Annotated in this window: 16 protein-coding genes and 1 tRNA gene; 10 read left to right on the top strand and 7 right to left on the bottom strand. The window is 37.7% G+C overall.

Going from position 1 to position 16,060, the window contains the following annotated elements; translation table 11 throughout:
- Positions 1–5: 5 nt before the first annotated feature.
- The 3 genes from MWU56_RS06830 (at position 6) to MWU56_RS06820 (ending at position 1,519) form a co-directional block, all read left to right on the top strand.
- Positions 6–449, top strand: coding sequence for a DsrE family protein (locus tag MWU56_RS06830; RefSeq protein ID WP_247043217.1), 444 nt, complete (start codon positions 6–8; stop codon positions 447–449).
- 108 nt (positions 450–557) lie between these two features.
- Positions 558–926, top strand: a complete 369-nt coding sequence (locus MWU56_RS06825) for a hypothetical protein (RefSeq protein WP_247043215.1) — start codon at positions 558–560, stop codon at positions 924–926.
- 101 nt (positions 927–1,027) lie between these two features.
- Positions 1,028–1,519, top strand: coding sequence for a hypothetical protein (locus tag MWU56_RS06820; RefSeq protein WP_247043212.1), 492 nt, complete (start codon positions 1,028–1,030; stop codon positions 1,517–1,519).
- Between the two features lie 195 nt (positions 1,520–1,714).
- On the opposite strand, the gene MWU56_RS16540 is transcribed toward MWU56_RS06820, so the two are convergent.
- On the bottom strand, positions 1,715–1,837 hold the full coding sequence (locus tag MWU56_RS16540; RefSeq protein ID WP_262917780.1) for a hypothetical protein: 123 nt from the start codon (positions 1,835–1,837) through the stop codon (positions 1,715–1,717).
- 70 nt (positions 1,838–1,907) lie between these two features.
- Positions 1,908–2,627, bottom strand: a complete 720-nt coding sequence (locus MWU56_RS06815; RefSeq protein WP_247043211.1) for an NUDIX hydrolase — start codon at positions 2,625–2,627, stop codon at positions 1,908–1,910.
- Positions 2,628–2,813: 186 nt separating this feature from the next.
- On the opposite strand from MWU56_RS06815, the gene xylE reads away from it, so the two are divergent.
- The 3 genes from xylE to xylA are packed head-to-tail and all read left to right on the top strand — an operon-like array spanning position 2,814 to position 7,226.
- Positions 2,814–4,391 (top strand): D-xylose transporter XylE, encoded by a 1,578-nt coding sequence (xylE, locus tag MWU56_RS06810; protein ID WP_247043717.1) that lies wholly within the window; start codon positions 2,814–2,816, stop codon positions 4,389–4,391.
- Between the two features lie 16 nt (positions 4,392–4,407).
- Complete coding sequence (locus MWU56_RS06805) at positions 4,408–5,904, top strand: xylulokinase (protein ID WP_247043210.1); 1,497 nt, start codon at positions 4,408–4,410, stop codon at positions 5,902–5,904.
- 2 nt (positions 5,905–5,906) lie between these two features.
- Entirely contained in the window at positions 5,907–7,226 is a 1,320-nt protein-coding gene (gene xylA, locus MWU56_RS06800; RefSeq protein WP_247043209.1) for a xylose isomerase, read from the top strand.
- Between the two features lie 246 nt (positions 7,227–7,472).
- Here the strand turns inward: xylA and MWU56_RS16615 are convergent, their stop codons facing one another.
- Together MWU56_RS16615 and MWU56_RS06790 are read right to left on the bottom strand one after the other, a co-directional pair.
- Entirely contained in the window at positions 7,473–8,264 is a 792-nt protein-coding gene (locus MWU56_RS16615) for an aspartate dehydrogenase domain-containing protein (RefSeq protein ID WP_247043208.1), read from the bottom strand.
- Between the two features lie 280 nt (positions 8,265–8,544).
- A tRNA-Arg gene (locus MWU56_RS06790) sits at positions 8,545–8,618 on the bottom strand.
- 63 nt (positions 8,619–8,681) lie between these two features.
- On the opposite strand from MWU56_RS06790, the gene MWU56_RS06785 reads away from it, so the two are divergent.
- Entirely contained in the window at positions 8,682–9,194 is a 513-nt protein-coding gene (locus tag MWU56_RS06785; protein ID WP_247043207.1) for an adenine phosphoribosyltransferase, read from the top strand.
- Here the strand turns inward: MWU56_RS06785 and MWU56_RS06780 are convergent.
- Both MWU56_RS06780 and MWU56_RS06775 read right to left on the bottom strand, forming a co-directional pair.
- Positions 9,191–9,334 carry an SsrA-binding protein gene (locus MWU56_RS06780; RefSeq protein ID WP_247043205.1) on the bottom strand — a complete coding sequence of 48 codons (144 nt, stop codon included), beginning with the start codon at positions 9,332–9,334 and terminating at the stop codon, positions 9,191–9,193. The two genes, MWU56_RS06785 and MWU56_RS06780, sit on opposite strands and share 4 nt — an antisense overlap.
- 529 nt (positions 9,335–9,863) lie before the next feature.
- The gene (locus MWU56_RS06775; RefSeq protein WP_247043203.1) at positions 9,864–10,223 is read right to left on the bottom strand and encodes a BlaI/MecI/CopY family transcriptional regulator; all 360 of its coding nucleotides are present in this window, start codon (positions 10,221–10,223) and stop codon (positions 9,864–9,866) included.
- 150 nt (positions 10,224–10,373) lie between these two features.
- On the opposite strand from MWU56_RS06775, the gene MWU56_RS06770 reads away from it, so the two are divergent.
- Positions 10,374–11,312, top strand: coding sequence for a calcium/sodium antiporter (locus MWU56_RS06770; RefSeq protein WP_247043716.1), 939 nt, complete (start codon positions 10,374–10,376; stop codon positions 11,310–11,312).
- A 61-nt stretch (positions 11,313–11,373) separates the two neighbouring features.
- On the opposite strand, the gene MWU56_RS06765 is transcribed toward MWU56_RS06770, so the two are convergent.
- A complete protein-coding gene (locus MWU56_RS06765) occupies positions 11,374–12,384 on the bottom strand; it encodes a glutamine synthetase beta-grasp domain-containing protein (protein WP_247043201.1) in 1,011 nt (336 codons plus the stop codon).
- Between the two features lie 211 nt (positions 12,385–12,595).
- On the opposite strand from MWU56_RS06765, the gene MWU56_RS06760 reads away from it, so the two are divergent.
- Both MWU56_RS06760 and MWU56_RS06755 read left to right on the top strand, forming a co-directional pair.
- A complete protein-coding gene (locus MWU56_RS06760) occupies positions 12,596–14,782 on the top strand; it encodes a glutamine synthetase III (RefSeq protein WP_247043199.1) in 2,187 nt (728 codons plus the stop codon).
- 79 nt (positions 14,783–14,861) lie between these two features.
- Complete coding sequence (locus tag MWU56_RS06755; RefSeq protein WP_247043198.1) at positions 14,862–16,040, top strand: AIR synthase related protein; 1,179 nt, start codon at positions 14,862–14,864, stop codon at positions 16,038–16,040.
- Positions 16,041–16,060: the final 20 nt, after the last annotated feature.

Genomic DNA, 16,060 nt, shown 5'->3' with positions numbered 1-16,060 from the left:
AAACCATGAAGAGAATATTTCAAACATTGGTCATTTTCATTGCTGTGATCACTTTAAGCAACCAGAGTGTATTTGGACAAGCCAAATTAGATGCTGAAACGGTCAATGATTTAAATAAAAAGGGGCAATATGCCATTGGGGTCAGTGACGAACGTCATTTTAAAGGCGCCCTTAGTATGTATGATTTTCTTGTGGAAAATGGAGTAGAGATAAGCGATTATGAAATCGTTGTTAAAGGAAAAGTAGTGAGTGATTTGGTCAAGGGATCAGAATTGGAGACCTATTTTCAAAAATATAAAAACAAGGTTCGGGTGAGTGTGTGTAGTGTAGCCATGAAAAAGCGAGATGTTTCTGCAGACGACCTATTCGATGGATTGGAGCCAGTACCAACATATTCGATTCGAATACTCCAACTTCAGGCCAATGATTATAATACCTTGATTTATTAATACGTCAGTTTTTAATTTTTCCGTAGGTATGTTTACCTATCTGTTCTAAGGCCAAATTTTGGCAAAACACGTATTTTTGCAGTTCATTTAGTATAGAGTGAGGATAACTTGGTAACCCAAAGAAAAACATATGTTTTTGTTGCTGTGTTGGCGGTATACGCCTGGGCCATGGCTTTGGGGTATTCTTCACTTCATTTTGTTCAGGATTTACATAAGCCATTAAGCCAACATTGGCACCAACTGGATGATTTAACAAATACGTTTCATCACACAGTACCCACTACACATTTTGATTATACAGCGGATACCGATGAGAGTAGCCATTACCCTACCATAGATAATCACATCGCTGTAGGTCATAGTAGGGATGTACACTTAACAGTGGGCGATATACAAATGGGCGCATCAAAAGCGCCAATTGACCTTATCAATAAAAATAAGGCAGCTCTTCTTTACCCTTTCCATTTCTTCTTTTAATTTTTTGTTGATGTAGTACGGACATTATAAATGTCTTAAGCACAATTACAATAACCCACCATTCCGTGTAGGGTTACATATCGTATTTTAAAATTTATTGAATGGAATTAGGAACAATTATAATTGGGCTTTTAATTATAGCCCTCTGCGCATTGCCATTTATATTTATGGCAAGAGGTAGAAAAAGAAAACAAAAAGAACTTTTGGACAACTTAAAAAACATTGCAGAATCTAATAATACGGATATCGGAACTTTTGATTTCGGTCCTGGATTCGTCATTGGTTTGTCCAGTGCTAAAAACTATGTTTTGTTCTACAAGAAAAAAAAGGAACAGCATATAGAAATGTGTATACCCATAAACACATTGCGAAAATGCGAAGTGAAGGAAGCGAAGCAAAGCGTAGCAGCTCAAAAAGGGAAGGAGGAAATCATAAATAAACTGGAACTCGTTTGCTATTCCAATGCGAGTTCCAACTCAAATAGTTTTGAGTTTTATAATGCTGATGATTTTTTACAACTGAATGGGGAACTACAGCTTGCAAAAAAATGGGAGAACATGGTCAAGGAAGCCATGGAATTATATAGATCCTAAATCACTGATTAATTGTTGTTTCGATAAGCCTCAAGTATGTCTTGGGGCTTATTGGCTTGTATAAGCGTACAAATGATTGCATTAAAAAAAACCGATACACTTAAAAATACCCCTGGATACGTAAAACGTTGTAATTTTTTAATTACGAAAAGTAGTTTCTTATTTTATCGCTATACTTAAGTGTTGGTTGAATTATTAATAGGTTCTCCTTAAGTCTGTACGGTAGTATTGCGCAATAAGTGAAATGGGTTGTGGCTGTGCCATTGTATCCACCAAGGCTCTTTTAAAATCAAATGAATAGGATTTGGGTCGGAGCATACAGGAAGTTTATACCTTAAAGGAACAACACGGTACTTTAGAAGTATGTATATAATACAAGTAAAGTGTACTAAAATTCAAAATTAAATCCTTTCTTGGTTAACTGCTTATACACTTGATTATCAAACTTATATAATTTTGCAGCCCTGTGGGACACATCTTTTTCTTTTTCATTTAAATCTACCAGCAATTTCATTCTTAAAAACTTACGCCTAAAATTGGGTTTGTCCATTTCAACACCTAAAATAGCTTCGTAGAGTTTCATGAGCTGAAGCAGTGTAAATTTCTCAGGAAGTAAATTGAATCCTATTGGAGCTTGTCTAACGCGTCGTTGCAATTGCTGAAGGCTATATTGTAATATTTCATCGTGATCATAGATTAAATTTGGAGTGTCGGATACCTTGAACCATTGTGCTTCTGAAGCGGTGAATCCTGCTTTTACATTATATTTTTCTCGATTAATCAAGGCATAATAACCAATGGTAATAATTCGACCCATGGGAAAACGATCGGGATTGCCAAAGGCTTTCAATTGCTCAAGAAATATGTTTTCAAGTCCCGTTAGTTCTTGCAGAAGCCTGTTCGCGGCCTTGTCGATTCCCTCTTCTTTTTTTATCCACCCTCCGGGAAGCCCCCACTCTCCTTTCCTAATTCCTACTGCGTGTTTTATCAATAAAACTTCCAGATGGGCATTTTGAAACCCAAAAATCACACAATCAATAGTAATGGAACTAATAACCGAAGTGTTTTCTACTTCCCCAGTTTCATCATTAATTATGGCTTTTTTCATAGTTAAGTTTAATTGAATAGTTTTAGTGATGGGTTCTTATTTTTAATCGAGTTATTTTGCTTATAAAGTAATAAAAACTTTGATTTATTGCTAAAATAGAAATTATTGGTTAAACTTGTAGTCATATTAACTATAAGTTGTTGTGATAAGGTGGATACTACAAAAATAAGTCAAAACACCGTTTATATGGTGACCGCGGTTGCCAGTTTGGGAGGTTTGCTCTTCGGTTATGATACGGCAGTTATTTCTGGTGCGGTCGGTGCGCTTGAAAACTATTTTATTACTTCTTTGATAAATAATGATGCTATTGCCGTAAGTACCATTTTTCAGTTTAAACTAATCATCAGTTTATGTATTCTGGGAGTAGGGATTTTGTTTAGTTCATTTATTCTTAAATTCTTTAGAAAGTCAAAAGCCTATGCAATCATTGGAATTATATTAGTGCTTGGTGGCGCAATCTATTATTTTCAGTTTTTGTCGTTACCGGGAGTTCTAACAGAAAATTTACGTAATTCTATCCTCGGCTTTATGATCAGTAGTGCCTTGGTTGGATGTATAATTGGGGCTGCTATGGGAGATAAAGCTGCCAATTCGATAGGAAGAAGGAATGGTTTAATTCTTGCCGCTATCTTGTTTTTACTTTCTGCCTGTGGTTCTGCATATCCTGAGCCGTTGAATATTTTTCAAGCCAATACACTGACCTCTTTTATAATCTACAGAATAATTGGTGGTATAGGAGTAGGACTTGCAAGCATGTTGGCACCTCTTTATATCGCCGAAATGGCACCTGCACACATTCGGGGGAAGTTGGTTTCTTGTAATCAGTTAGCCATTGTTTCGGGAATGCTAGCCGTATATTTTGTGAATTATTTTATTGTCAGCGGCAAAACAGAAGATTGGATAAACACTGAAGGATGGCGATATATGTTTCTTTCTGAAGGGATACCCGCCGTATTATTTCTGCTTTTTTTGTTTTTGGTTCCCAAAACGCCACGATATCAAACCATGAAAGGAAATGAAAGCGATGCTATAAAAGTATTGACAAAAATGAATGGCCCAGTAAAAGCAGGTCAAATTTTGCAGGAAATTAAAGCGTCATTCAGCAAAACCGGGGCAAATTGGCTTTCTTTTGGTTGGACCATTGTAATCATAGGAATATTACTTTCTGTTTTTCAACAATTTGTTGGAATCAATGTAGTGCTTTACTATGCTCCAGAGATTTTTAAAGGCATGGGAATGGAAACAGATGCCTCTTTGTTGCAAACGATAATTGTAGGGGCTATAAATATGATTTTTACGGTGCTAGCCATCCTTACGGTGGATAATTTTGGGAGAAAAAAATTGATGATGATTGGAAGTGCCTTTTTAGCCATTAGCATGATTGGTCTTGGATTCACTTTTTACTTTCAAGTAACTGGATTGCTGGCCCTCTTGTTAATGTTACTTTATATAGCAGCGTTTGCAATGTCTTGGGGACCTGTGACCTGGGTTTTGTTATCCGAAATATTTCCAAATAAAATAAAAGGCGTGATGGCTGTAGCTGTAGCCGTTCAATGGCTTGCCAACCTAGCGGTGTCATGGACCTTTCCTATGATGAACAACAATGAAAGCCTGGTAGCAACTTTTAATCATGGGTTTACCTATTGGATATATGGGATAATGGCAATTATTTCTGGAATTTTCATTTGGAAATTCGTTCCTGAAACCAAGGAGAAAACATTGGAGGAAATGGAATTATTATGGAGTTCGAAAGATAGATTATAACAATATTGGTAGAAGTATGTATTTCTTAGGGATTGATTTAGGAAGTTCTTCAGTAAAACTTTCGGTTTTTGATGCAGAAAAAGGAGAGGTGAAATGCTCACAAATGCTTCCCAAATCTGAAATGGAAATAAGCGCGCCAAAATTTGGCTGGGCGGAACAGGATCCTGAAAAATGGTGGAAATATGTCAAAGAGGGTATTGGATTAATATCCAAAAAACACCATCTGGACCTTAAGAAAATCAAAGCAATAGGCATTGCTTATCAAATGCACGGTCTTGTACTTACAGATGCAAAACTTAATGCTATTAGGCCTTCCATCATATGGTGTGATAGTAGGGCAGTTGAAATAGGCAACGCAGCGTACAAATTACTTGGGGCGGAAAACTGCCAGCAACAAATTCTCGGAAGTCCTGGTAATTTCACCGCTTCAAAACTAAAGTGGGTTAAAACAAATGAGCCTCAAATATATGCGCAAGCAAAGTACATGATGCTTCCAGGGGATTTTATAGCTGCCAAACTTTCAGGAGTTGCACAAACAACCACTTCGGGCTTGTCAGAAGCTGCTCTTTGGGACTTTCCAAAAGGAGAACTTGCCAGCGAAGTCCTTGAAACAATGGGGCTTTCCAAAGAAATGATTCCGGATATCGTTGGAAATTTTGGACATCAAGCAAAAATTGATTCCACAATTGCTGATGAACTGGGATTGCATCACGAAACTCTGATAACGTATCGCGCTGGCGATCAACCCAACAATGCCTTTTCATTAAATGTATTAAATCCCGGTGAAATTGCTACAACAGCTGGAACTTCCGCAGTGGTATATTCGGTAAGTGATCAGGATATTTATGATACCAAAAGTCGCATCAATACCTTTTTGCACATAAACAATACCATAGAACAAAAAAGAAATGGATTGATGCTTTGTGTTAATGGCTCAGGAATTCTTTATCAATGGCTTCGGAAACTTATTTCAGTAGGAAATAAAGAACCGATTTCTTATGAGTTGCTGAATGCGCAGGCAGCCAAAGTAAAACCCGGAAGTGAAGATCTGTTATTTTTTCCTTTTGGGAATGGAGTGGAACGAATCTTTAATAATAAAAAAGCAAACTCAGGCATAGAAAACCTTAATTTCAATGTCCATCAACCGGCACATGTAATAAGGTCGGCCTGTGAAGGTATCGTTTTTGCGATGAATTATGGTTTTGATGTTATGAAGTCTCTGGGCGCATCTGGCGATGTGGTAAGAGCCGGTAATGCAAACCTGTTCCTAAGCCCCGTATTTAGAGAAATATTTTGTAACACTACCGGTAGCACATTGGAACTGTACAATACTTCGGGTGCTGAAGGAGCAGCTAGGGGAGCTGCCTATGGATATGGGTTTTATGATCAAATTAAAGATGCTTTTGGAGGACTTAAATGTATCGAAACCATTGAACCTACCAAGGAACTCACTTTAGTATACAAAGAAATCTACGAAAACTGGAAACAACATATCAAAATAGAAGAAAGCTAGTCATGAAATCGGAAAATAAATATTTTAAGAATATACAAAAGGTAGAATTTGAAGATAAGGATAGTAAAAATCCTTTAGCCTTTAAATGGTATGATGAAAATAGGGTTGTGGCAGGGAAAAGCCTGAAGGAACATTTGCGTTTTGCAACTGCCTACTGGCATACGTTTAATAATACCGGAGCGGACCCGTTCGGACCTGGAACGGAAACATTTGTCTGGGATGAAAGCGAAGACCCAATCCAGAGAGCGAAAGCTAAAATGGATGCTGCTTTTGAATTTATGTCCAAACTTGGAATACCATATTATTGTTTTCATGATGTAGATGTGGTGGATGAAGCTCCAACTTTAGGAGCGTTTGAAAAGCGCATTCAGACCATGGTGGAATACGCCAAGGAAAAACAACAAGAGAGCGGGATCAAATTATTGTGGGGAACTTCCAATCTTTTTAGCAATAAAAGATATATGAACGGGGCGGCCACGAACCCAAATTTTGAAGTGTTGGCCTATGCTGGTGGTCAAGCAAAAATAGCATTGGATGCTACAATGGCTTTAGGTGGTGAAAATTATGTTTTCTGGGGCGGTCGGGAAGGCTATATGAGTCTTCTAAATACCGATATGAAAAGAGAGCAAGAGCATTTGGCCCGTTTTTTACATATGTGTAAAGACTATGCTAGAAAACAGGGTTTTGAAGGAACTTTTCTTATTGAGCCAAAACCAATGGAACCCATGAAACATCAGTATGATTACGATGCGGCTACATCCTTGGCTTTTATTGAAAAATACGGACTGCAAGACGATTTTAAACTAAATCTTGAAGTGAACCATGCGACTTTGGCAGGACATACATTTCAACATGAATTGCAGGTTGCCATTGATGCCGGAATGTTGGGTAGTATCGATGCAAACCGTGGTGATTATCAGAATGGTTGGGATACTGACCAATTCCCCATTAATCTTTATGAAATAACCCAAGCAATGCTAATAATCCTACAGGGTGGTGGAATCCAGGGGGGAGGAATTAATTTTGATGCGAAGGTTAGAAGAAACTCTACTGATTTGGAAGATAAATTTATTGCCCATATTTCTGGGATGGATGTTTTTGCGAGGGGATTGATTTGTGCAAATGAAATCCTTGAAAATTCAGATTATATTCAAATGAGAAAAAGTCGATATGCTTCTTATGATGCTGATAATGGCAAGAAATTTGAAAAAGGAGAGCTCTTCCTGGAAGATTTGAGTAAGATAGCTAAAGAAATAGGGGAACCAGCACAGCTGAGTGGAAAACAGGAGCTTTACGAACAGATAATTGCTAATTCCTACTAAAATTATTCAATTATATCTGGGGCAAGAAGGAACAGAATCTTTTTATCAACGTCACTAGACTTATTATTTTTGCCCCATTCAAAACTTACTGTAATTCATAGAGGGTATCCCTATTAGACGAATAATCATATAGGATAGTTTACTTTGAACTGACTCGGTACTATGTCCGCCCAATCAAACCCTCTAGGATAACCGTAATATTGAATCGTGGGCATCTAACTATATATAATACAGATAATTAAATGTTTAGTTAATTTTAATAGTGGAATTCATATTTCTAAGTATGCTAACTACACTTTTAACTGCTAAAAAACTTGTCTTCGGATTATTTGGACTTGGTTTGTTCTCGGTACGTGTATAAATTTTACCGAAACCGCCTTCACAAGTTATCTCATGCATATTACTGGTGGCGTTGGGGTCTGCAACTATTTTAATTGTTAAATTATCACATTTCGATGCAAAATAGATACTTGCAGCAACATTAATATTTTTGGGAAATAAATTTACAGCCTCACTTACATCACCTTCCCAAATAGTCTGAGGCGATTTGATCGATGATAGATCAATTATTGAATTATCAAAAAACGGTGCCCCATCTAAACCTTTAGGATGTTTGGTCGTCTTTAGAGTAATCGAAGTAATTTCATCATTCACAGCCTTTATTGCGTCCAGTCCGGCAATAGCTCCTACGGGAATGATCACTTCACATTTTTTAAAGGTGTTCAAAACGGCTTTGTTTTGATAAAGACCGCCGGTACTAATAACAATTAACTTCATTCCAGTTCGGTCTATTTCCTTAAATTTCAATAGTTGAGATACGACATCTTTGTTTGCACATTCAATAATGATATCAACATCCTCAATGATATCTGAAGTAATTTCTGTTATAAATTGTGTAGGTTGGTTTTTAAAATCAATAGCCTCTTTATCAATTTCTTTTCTAACAACTACATATTTCAATTCGAAACAAGACTCATCAATAATCCATTTCGCTAGATATTTACCAATATTTCCAAAACCTATTATCGCTATTTTCACTGGGGTTATTTTAGTATGATTTGATTATAATAATTTATAAAATTATAACAAAATTTTTGATTGAGGATGCGTGGTGCATAGTGATATCATCGGTAATCTTTTCAAGATTCTTACCAAATCTGTTAACCTAATTACAGACTTTTAAATCGACCTTAATCCTAGTTAAACTATAAATCCAGTAACATAACCATAATTTTCGCTCGCGTTCATTCGAAAACAAAAAAAACCTTGCAGAATAAAATGACTGCAAGGTTTTCGTAATTTTGGTTAGACAACCTAGTGACCGCGGCAGGATTCAAACCTGCAACCTTCTGAGCCGTAATCAGATGCGCTATTCAGTTGCGCCACGCGGCCTTATTTAAGGGCTGCAAATATATTTCTTTTTACCTTTACCGCAAAACCTAGCATACAAAAATAATGGATTTTGCACCTTACATTCGTGATATTGAGGACTTCCCTAAACCAGGGGTGGTTTTTAAGGATATAACACCATTGTTAAAAGATCCTATTGCTTTACAAAAAGCAAGTGAAGCATTATTGGATTTTACCGCTAATATGCAGATTGATAAAGTTGTGGGGGTGGATAGCCGCGGATTTATTTTTGCGCCAATGCTGGCAGAAAAATTGGGAGCAGGTTTCGTAACAGTTCGTAAATCCGGCAAACTCCCATATCACACGATTTCAGAATCTTATAATTTGGAATACGGTACAGAAACCTTGGAAATACACTCAGATGCCATAGAAAAAGGCGATAAAGTCTTGGTGCACGATGATGTTTTGGCTACTGGAGGCACGGCTCAAGCGGTTTGTAAATTGGTTGAAAAACTAGGTGGGGAAGTAGTTCAGTGCAACTTTTTAATTGAACTAACATTTTTGAAAGGTGCAGAAATATTGAAAGACTACCCTAAAAAAGTCCTGCTTCAGTATTAATCCAGTGAATTTTTAGTAACAAAGTATCTCCATCCAATTATAGCTAGTTGGAACTTAGATGCTTTGGCTAGGTCCAAACCTTTCTTGGTATAGGACGGAAGCAGAACTTTATTGATTTTTGCCAAAACCTTGAAAAACATAGCATTGTATTAATTATAGCAAATATAGCTAAAGCTATTAACTGCTGAATGTTAACACTACAAGGATTAATGGGTATTTTATAGGAAAATAAGGGTTAAGAGTTGTACTAAGAGTGTGATGAAAAATTTTACGATTGCGATCATTTTTTGATTGGTTTAAGTTTAATAAAACAATGATTTCATTATCATGTTTTTCGAATATATAATGATAAAAGTCATGTTTCCAAGTAATTAGGTTAAAATCTATAGTATTGAATACGAGATTGTATCTTTTTAAATGAATAGCATCTGCAATTGTAAGGGTATGCCTTGTAAAAATTAATGATTTGTTATGTTCGATAAGTGTTCACTAATAAAATGTTAGGATTGTAGGGCTATTTTGAACTAATTTTTCTGAACCAAGGGAGGTTTCGTTTAAAAATAAACGATTTTTGATGTTCTCGTTGGGATTTGTAAATAAGAACACCTACATAAAGCAGTGCTAAGAATTGTTTGAAAAATGGAGGAAGACTATCTCGGAAAGGGTCGGTTAGTTTTTATTTTTAATTTGGTCAATAATCTCTTTTAGTTCGGTAATGGAAATTTTGCCTTTATGGGCATAATGGGAAACTAAATTTTTAAAAGAGTTCTTATAATAGTATTCAATGGCGGCGTTCACATATTTTTTTCGATATTGTTCTTTGCTTACCACAGGAAAGTAACGATAGGTGTTTCCGAACGACTTATAATCTACAAACCCCTTTTCCTGAAGGTTTCTTACAATTGTGGAAAGTGTGTTATAATGGGGCTTTTTGCCCTCTATTCTCTCAAGTATCTCTTTTACAAAAGCTATTTTTAGCTCCCAGAGGATTTTCATGACTTCCTCTTCTCTGTTGGTCAGTTTTTGCATATTATAATAATAGTTTTCCAAACATAACACTAATTTTATAGTTGTGCTACTATAAAATTAGTTAGCAAACTAAAACTGTAGTTTTATTTTTTAGATTAACGTTCTTTAGTGAATAAATCTTCCATTATCTTTGTGAAGAAAACTATCTATTTGGGAAATCTACTTTTTATTGTTTTGGGTCTTGTTCTGCTAATTGCAGGAGGTAATTGGTTGTTAAAGTCTGCGGTTGCATTATCCTTGCGATTGTTCATACCTAAAATTGTTATTGGTATGACGGTCGTTTCTTTTGCTACCTCGGCTCCAGAACTTATAGTGAGCATTAAAGCTGCATTGGATGGTTTTCCGGACCTGTCCTTAGGTAATGTGGTAGGCTCAAATATTGCCAATTTGGGATTGGTTCTGGCCATTACCGTAATTATGGGCAGTATAAAGGTGAGGAAAAGCTTTTATACCACGGACTGGCCTGTAATGATTGTAGCCTCATTAATGTTCTTTGGTTTTATTTACTTTGATGGAGAGCTACAGCGATATGAGGGAATTATTCTAGTTTCATTCCTATTTGTGTTTTTGGTCTACCTGCTTAGGTTCCAAAAAACAGCCGTTGTGGACGAAATGCCGGAGGATGATATTCCTTTGCCCTTATATAAAATTGTCCTCTTCTTGGGACTTGGCGGCATTGCTCTTTGGGGAGGGTCTGAGTTGCTTATTAATGGAGCGGTAGGGCTTGCGTCCTCATTCGGAGTAAGTGACCGAATTATTGCTATAACCATTGTGTCCGTAGGAACAAGTGTGCCAGAATTGGCAGCTTCTGTGATTGCTGTGATTAAAAAGGAAAAAGCGATTTCTCTTGGAAACTTGATTGGTTCCAACATTTTTAATTTGTTGGCTGTATTGGGAATAACTTCTATAATTACACCAATTACAGTTATGGATGATGGATTATTATCCAGTGATATTTTTTGGATGCTGGGTATTTCGTTCTTGATTTTTCCGTTGGTGTTTTTTCCAAAAGGATTACGTTTAGGTTGGAGAGATGGATTGGTGCTTCTAGCCTTTTATGGTATTTTTATCTATATGACCATAAAATAAAAACCGCCCCCTTTGAGAGGGACGGTTTTATTATATAATCAACAACTAATATATTCCTATTCTAAACGTCGGCAGATTTTACCGTTTTAATGATTCTAGCCGCAACTTGGTAAGGATCAGCATTGGAAGCCGGTCTTCTGTCTTCCAACCAACCTTTCCAACCTTTTTCAACGGTCATGATCGGAATTCTAATGGAAGCACCTCTATCGGAAATACCGTAACTGAAATCTGAAATCGAAGCAGTTTCATGCAGACCTGTCAATCGTTCATCATTGTACTCACCGTAAACGTCGATATGCTCATTGGTTACTGGGCGGAAAGCCTCACATACTTTTTCATAAGTTTCTTTGGATCCACAAGTTCTCAACAAGGTATTGGAAAAGTTGGCATGCATTCCAGAACCGTTCCAATCTCCCTTAACAGGTTTTGGATGGTACTCAATGTAGTAACCGTAACTCTCAGTCAATCTTTGTAGCAAGTAACGTGCAACCCAGATTTCATCGCCAGCTTTTTTAGCTCCTTTGGCGAACAATTGGAACTCCCATTGTCCGGCAGCAACTTCTTGATTGATACCTTCAAAATTAAGTCCTGCATCTAAACATAGGTCAGCGTGCTCCTCAACAAGGTCTCTTCCCCAAGTGTTTCTTCCACCAACGGAACAATAATAAAGACCTTGAGGACCAGGATAACCACCAACAGGGAATCCTAATGGTAGTCCTGTCATAGTATCCATAATAAAATATTCCTGCTCAAATCCAAACCAGAAATCATCATCTTCATCATCAATTGTAGCTCTGGAGTTGCTTAAATGGGTGGTTCCATCAGCATTTAAAACTTCGGTCATTACCAAATAACCATCTCTTCTTGCAGGATCAGGATAAATGGCAACAGGCTTTAATAAGCAGTCAGACGACCCACCTTCGGCTTGTTTGGTAGATGAACCATCGAAAGACCACATCGGACAATCTTCCAGTTTACCACTAAAATCTTCTTCTACTCTAGTCTTACTTCTAATGTTGGCCGTTGGCTCGTAACCATCCAACCATAAATACTCTAATTTAGATTTGCTCATAATTCCGGTAGTTAATCGTTCTCAATTTTATGATGAGCAAAAATAGTTTTTTCATTTAACTATCAATGTTTTATGGGGTTAAAATCACAATTTTGACTTTATTATTTATATTACCCCTATTTTTATATGGGTTGACTGAAAAAAAAGTATTTTTTGTGGTATTTATTATTAAATTCTTAATTGTAGATTTGAAAATTAAAAATAATTGAATATGCCGAAGACAAGATTTCAAGCATTGGCCGAGAGCCGAAACAGGGTGCATGCCAATATCGATGAAACAGGGAAGAGGTCCGAACTGTTCGGGAAAAATGTTTTCAATGAAGATAAAATGCTTCAATTCTTGACAGCAGAAGCATATGATAAAGTAAAATCAGCTATTTTTCAAGGAACAAAAATAGATCGTAAAATAGCCGATCAAGTGGCCGAAGGGATGAAGGCATGGGCACTTTCCATGGGGGCTACACATTATACACATTGGTTTCAACCTTTGACCGGGGCCACTGCCGAAAAGCATGATGCATTTTTTGATATTCTTCCCAATGGTAAAGCCATGGAAAAATTTGGAGGGGCCCAGTTGGTTCAACAGGAACCCGATGCATCCAGTTTTCCCAGCGGCGGAATAAGAAACACTTTTGAGGCTAGGGGATATACGGCTTGGGATCCAACTTCTCCAGCTTTTATCTACAAAACAACACTCTGTATACCTACTATATTCGTTGCCTACACAGGGGAAGCCCTGGATAATAAAGCTCCTTTGTTGAGAGCATTGCAAGCCGTAGATCAAGCAGCAACATCCGTAGCCCAATATTTTGATAAAAATGTAAAAAAGGTTCATGCAACGCTGGGCTGGGAGCAGGAGTATTTTTTAATCGATAAATCATTGGTTAATTCCCGATTAGATCTTTCCGTTACAGGTCGGACTTTGGTAGGGAATTTTTCTGCCAAGGGACAGCAATTGGACGATCACTATTTTGGTGTGATACCGGCAAGGGTCCTAGGCTTTATGAGCGAACTTGAAAAAGAATGCACCAAACTGGGAATTCCAGTAAAAACACGACATAATGAAGTGGCCCCGAACCAATTTGAGCTTGCGCCGGTTTTTGAAGAAGCCAACCTCTCCGTTGACCACAATTTATTGTTGATGGATGTAATGGAGGAAACTGCCGACAAATATAAATTTTCGGTACTCTTCCACGAAAAGCCATTTGCCGGTGTCAACGGATCAGGGAAACATAATAATTGGTCGCTGAGTACCGATACAGGCGTGAATCTGCTAAGCCCGGGCACTACGCCCATGAAGAATCTCCAGTTTCTCACATTCTTCGTAAATACCATCAAAGCGGTGGATACGTATGAGGAATTGTTAAGAGCTTCCATTACCTCGGCAAGTAATGATCATAGATTGGGTGCCAATGAAGCTCCCCCACCTATTATATCCATTTTTATCGGGAAGCAATTAAGTGATGTACTGGACGAATTGGAGGGTGTTTCTAAAGGGAAGTTGTCACCACAGGAAAAAACCGAACTCAAATTAAATGTAGTCGGTAAAATTCCTGAAATACTATTGGACAATACGGATAGGAACCGGACATCGCCCTTTGCGTTCACTGGAAATAAGTTTGAGATGAGAGGAGTTGGGGCCAAGACGAATTGTGCCAAGCCAATGACCATGCTCAATACAATAATGGCAAAGCAGCTTACCGATTTTAAAAAAGAAGTCGATGCCTTGATCGATAAGAAAAAGCTGAAAAAGGACGAAGCAGTTTTCAATGTATTGAGGGAATATATCAAAACGTCAAAGCGCATCCGTTTCGAAGGAGATGGCTACGGTGTTGAATGGCAGGAAGAAGCCCGAAGAAGAAAACTTAGCTACAATAAAAATACCCCCGAAGCACTACAGGTAATCACATCAAAAGAGAGTTTTGAACTTTTCAAACAGATGGATGTGATGAGCGAAGTGGAACTTAAAGCACATAAAGAAGTAGAATTGGGAGCCTACATATTCCATATTCAGATAGAAGGACGTGTGCTGGGAGAAATGGTGTACAACCATATTATTCCTGCTGCAGTAAAATATCAAAATGTGCTATTGGAAAATATTCATGGGTTAAAAGAGGTGTATGGAGCTGCCCATAAAAAAGTAGCAGAAAGCCAATTAAATATCTTGGAGCAAATTGGGGAGCACATTGTAGAGATTAAAAAGCTAACCGATGAAATGGCAGATGCTCGCAAACGAGCCAATGGTATGTCCGTCGTAGATAAAAAGGCTCAGGCTTATTGCAATAATGTAAGACCTTATTTTGAAAAGATCCGGGAACATTCCGATAAATTGGAGAAATTGATTGCCGATGAATTTTGGCCGTTTACCAAATACCGCGAAATGTTGTTTTCCAAATAGAAAATATACCATCAACGAAAAGACGGAAAGCGTATCAATAAATTGAAGCCTTTCCGTTATTTTTGCCCAAACCATTCATATGTCATCGGATACCAGTAAAAGATATGCCCAACGAGGTGTTTCGGCCTCCAAAGAAGATGTGCACAACGCCATCAAGAATATTGATAAAGGATTGTTTCCCCAAGCGTTCTGTAAAATTGTTCCCGATTATTTAACAGGTAGTAAAGACCATTGTTTGGTAATGCATGCCGACGGTGCAGGAACCAAATCCTCTTTGGCATACATGTACTGGAAAGAAACGGGAGATATTTCGGTTTGGAAAGGTATTGCCCAAGATGCACTTATTATGAACGTGGACGATTTAATTTGTGTAGGTGCTACCGATAACATCATGCTCTCATCAACCATCGGGCGTAACAAAAACCTGATTCCGGGTGAGGTGATCTCGGCCATTATAAATGGTACAGAAGAACTCATTTCCGATTTGGACAAACATGGTATCACTATTCGTTCCACAGGAGGTGAGACCGCAGATGTTGGCGATTTGGTCCGTACCATTATCGTTGATTCCACGGTAACCGCTCGAATGGAGCGAAAAAAGGTGATCGACAATGCCAATATCCAAGCAGGGGATGTGATTGTTGGGTTGGCTTCCTTTGGAAAAGCGAGTTACGAAACAGAATATAATGGTGGAATGGGGAGTAATGGATTAACCTCTGCCAGACACGATGTATTCTCCAAGTACCTAGCGGAAAAATATCCCGACAGTTTTGATGCATCGGTTCCAGAAGAATTGGTATATTCTGGAAATATAAAATTAACTGATCAAGTGCCCGATTCACCCCTTGATGCAGGTAAATTAGTGCTTTCTCCAACAAGGACATACGCTCCCATCATTAAAAAAGTATTGGAACAATATACTTCCAAAGACATACACGGTATGGTGCATTGCAGTGGGGGAGCACAGACCAAGATTCTTCATTTTGTGGAAAACCTGCATATCATTAAAAATAATTTGTTTTCAATTCCGCCTTTGTTCAAATTGATTCAAGAACAATCCGGTACCGATTGGAAAGAAATGTATCAAGTTTTTAATTGTGGACACCGTATGGAATTATATGTGAATGAGGAGGTTGCAGAGGAAATCATGGCTATTTCCAATAGTTTTGACGTGGACGCCCAAATCATAGGTCGTGTGGAAGCTGCAGAAACGAAGAAATTGACCATTCAGAGCCAGTATGGTAAGTTTGAATATTAGCATACGATTTACTCGGAAAT

The sequence above is a fragment of the Allomuricauda sp. F6463D genome (assembly GCF_023015965.1).
In the GTDB taxonomy this organism is placed as follows: domain Bacteria; phylum Bacteroidota; class Bacteroidia; order Flavobacteriales; family Flavobacteriaceae; genus Flagellimonas.
This window is presented reverse-complemented; position numbering and strand designations above follow the sequence as displayed.

Bases quoted from the DNA above. Each gene is read 5' to 3' on its own strand.
- MWU56_RS06830 (WP_247043217.1), top strand. From the start codon at position 6: ATGAAGAGAATATTTCAAACATTGGTCATTTTCATTGCTGTGATCACT.
- MWU56_RS06820 (WP_247043212.1), top strand. From the start codon at position 1,028: ATGGAATTAGGAACAATTATAATTGGGCTTTTAATTATAGCCCTCTGC.
- MWU56_RS16540 (WP_262917780.1), bottom strand. From the start codon at position 1,837: ATGCTCCGACCCAAATCCTATTCATTTGATTTTAAAAGAGCCTTGGTG.
- MWU56_RS06815 (WP_247043211.1), bottom strand. From the start codon at position 2,627: ATGAAAAAAGCCATAATTAATGATGAAACTGGGGAAGTAGAAAACACT.
- xylE (WP_247043717.1), top strand. From the start codon at position 2,814: ATGGTGACCGCGGTTGCCAGTTTGGGAGGTTTGCTCTTCGGTTATGAT.
- MWU56_RS06805 (WP_247043210.1), top strand. From the start codon at position 4,408: ATGTATTTCTTAGGGATTGATTTAGGAAGTTCTTCAGTAAAACTTTCG.
- xylA (WP_247043209.1), top strand. From the start codon at position 5,907: ATGAAATCGGAAAATAAATATTTTAAGAATATACAAAAGGTAGAATTT.
- MWU56_RS06785 (WP_247043207.1), top strand. From the start codon at position 8,682: ATGGATTTTGCACCTTACATTCGTGATATTGAGGACTTCCCTAAACCA.
- MWU56_RS06780 (WP_247043205.1), bottom strand. From the start codon at position 9,334: ATGTTTTTCAAGGTTTTGGCAAAAATCAATAAAGTTCTGCTTCCGTCC.
- MWU56_RS06775 (WP_247043203.1), bottom strand. From the start codon at position 10,223: ATGCAAAAACTGACCAACAGAGAAGAGGAAGTCATGAAAATCCTCTGG.
- MWU56_RS06765 (WP_247043201.1), bottom strand. From the start codon at position 12,384: ATGAGCAAATCTAAATTAGAGTATTTATGGTTGGATGGTTACGAGCCA.
- MWU56_RS06760 (WP_247043199.1), top strand. From the start codon at position 12,596: ATGCCGAAGACAAGATTTCAAGCATTGGCCGAGAGCCGAAACAGGGTG.
- MWU56_RS06755 (WP_247043198.1), top strand. From the start codon at position 14,862: ATGTCATCGGATACCAGTAAAAGATATGCCCAACGAGGTGTTTCGGCC.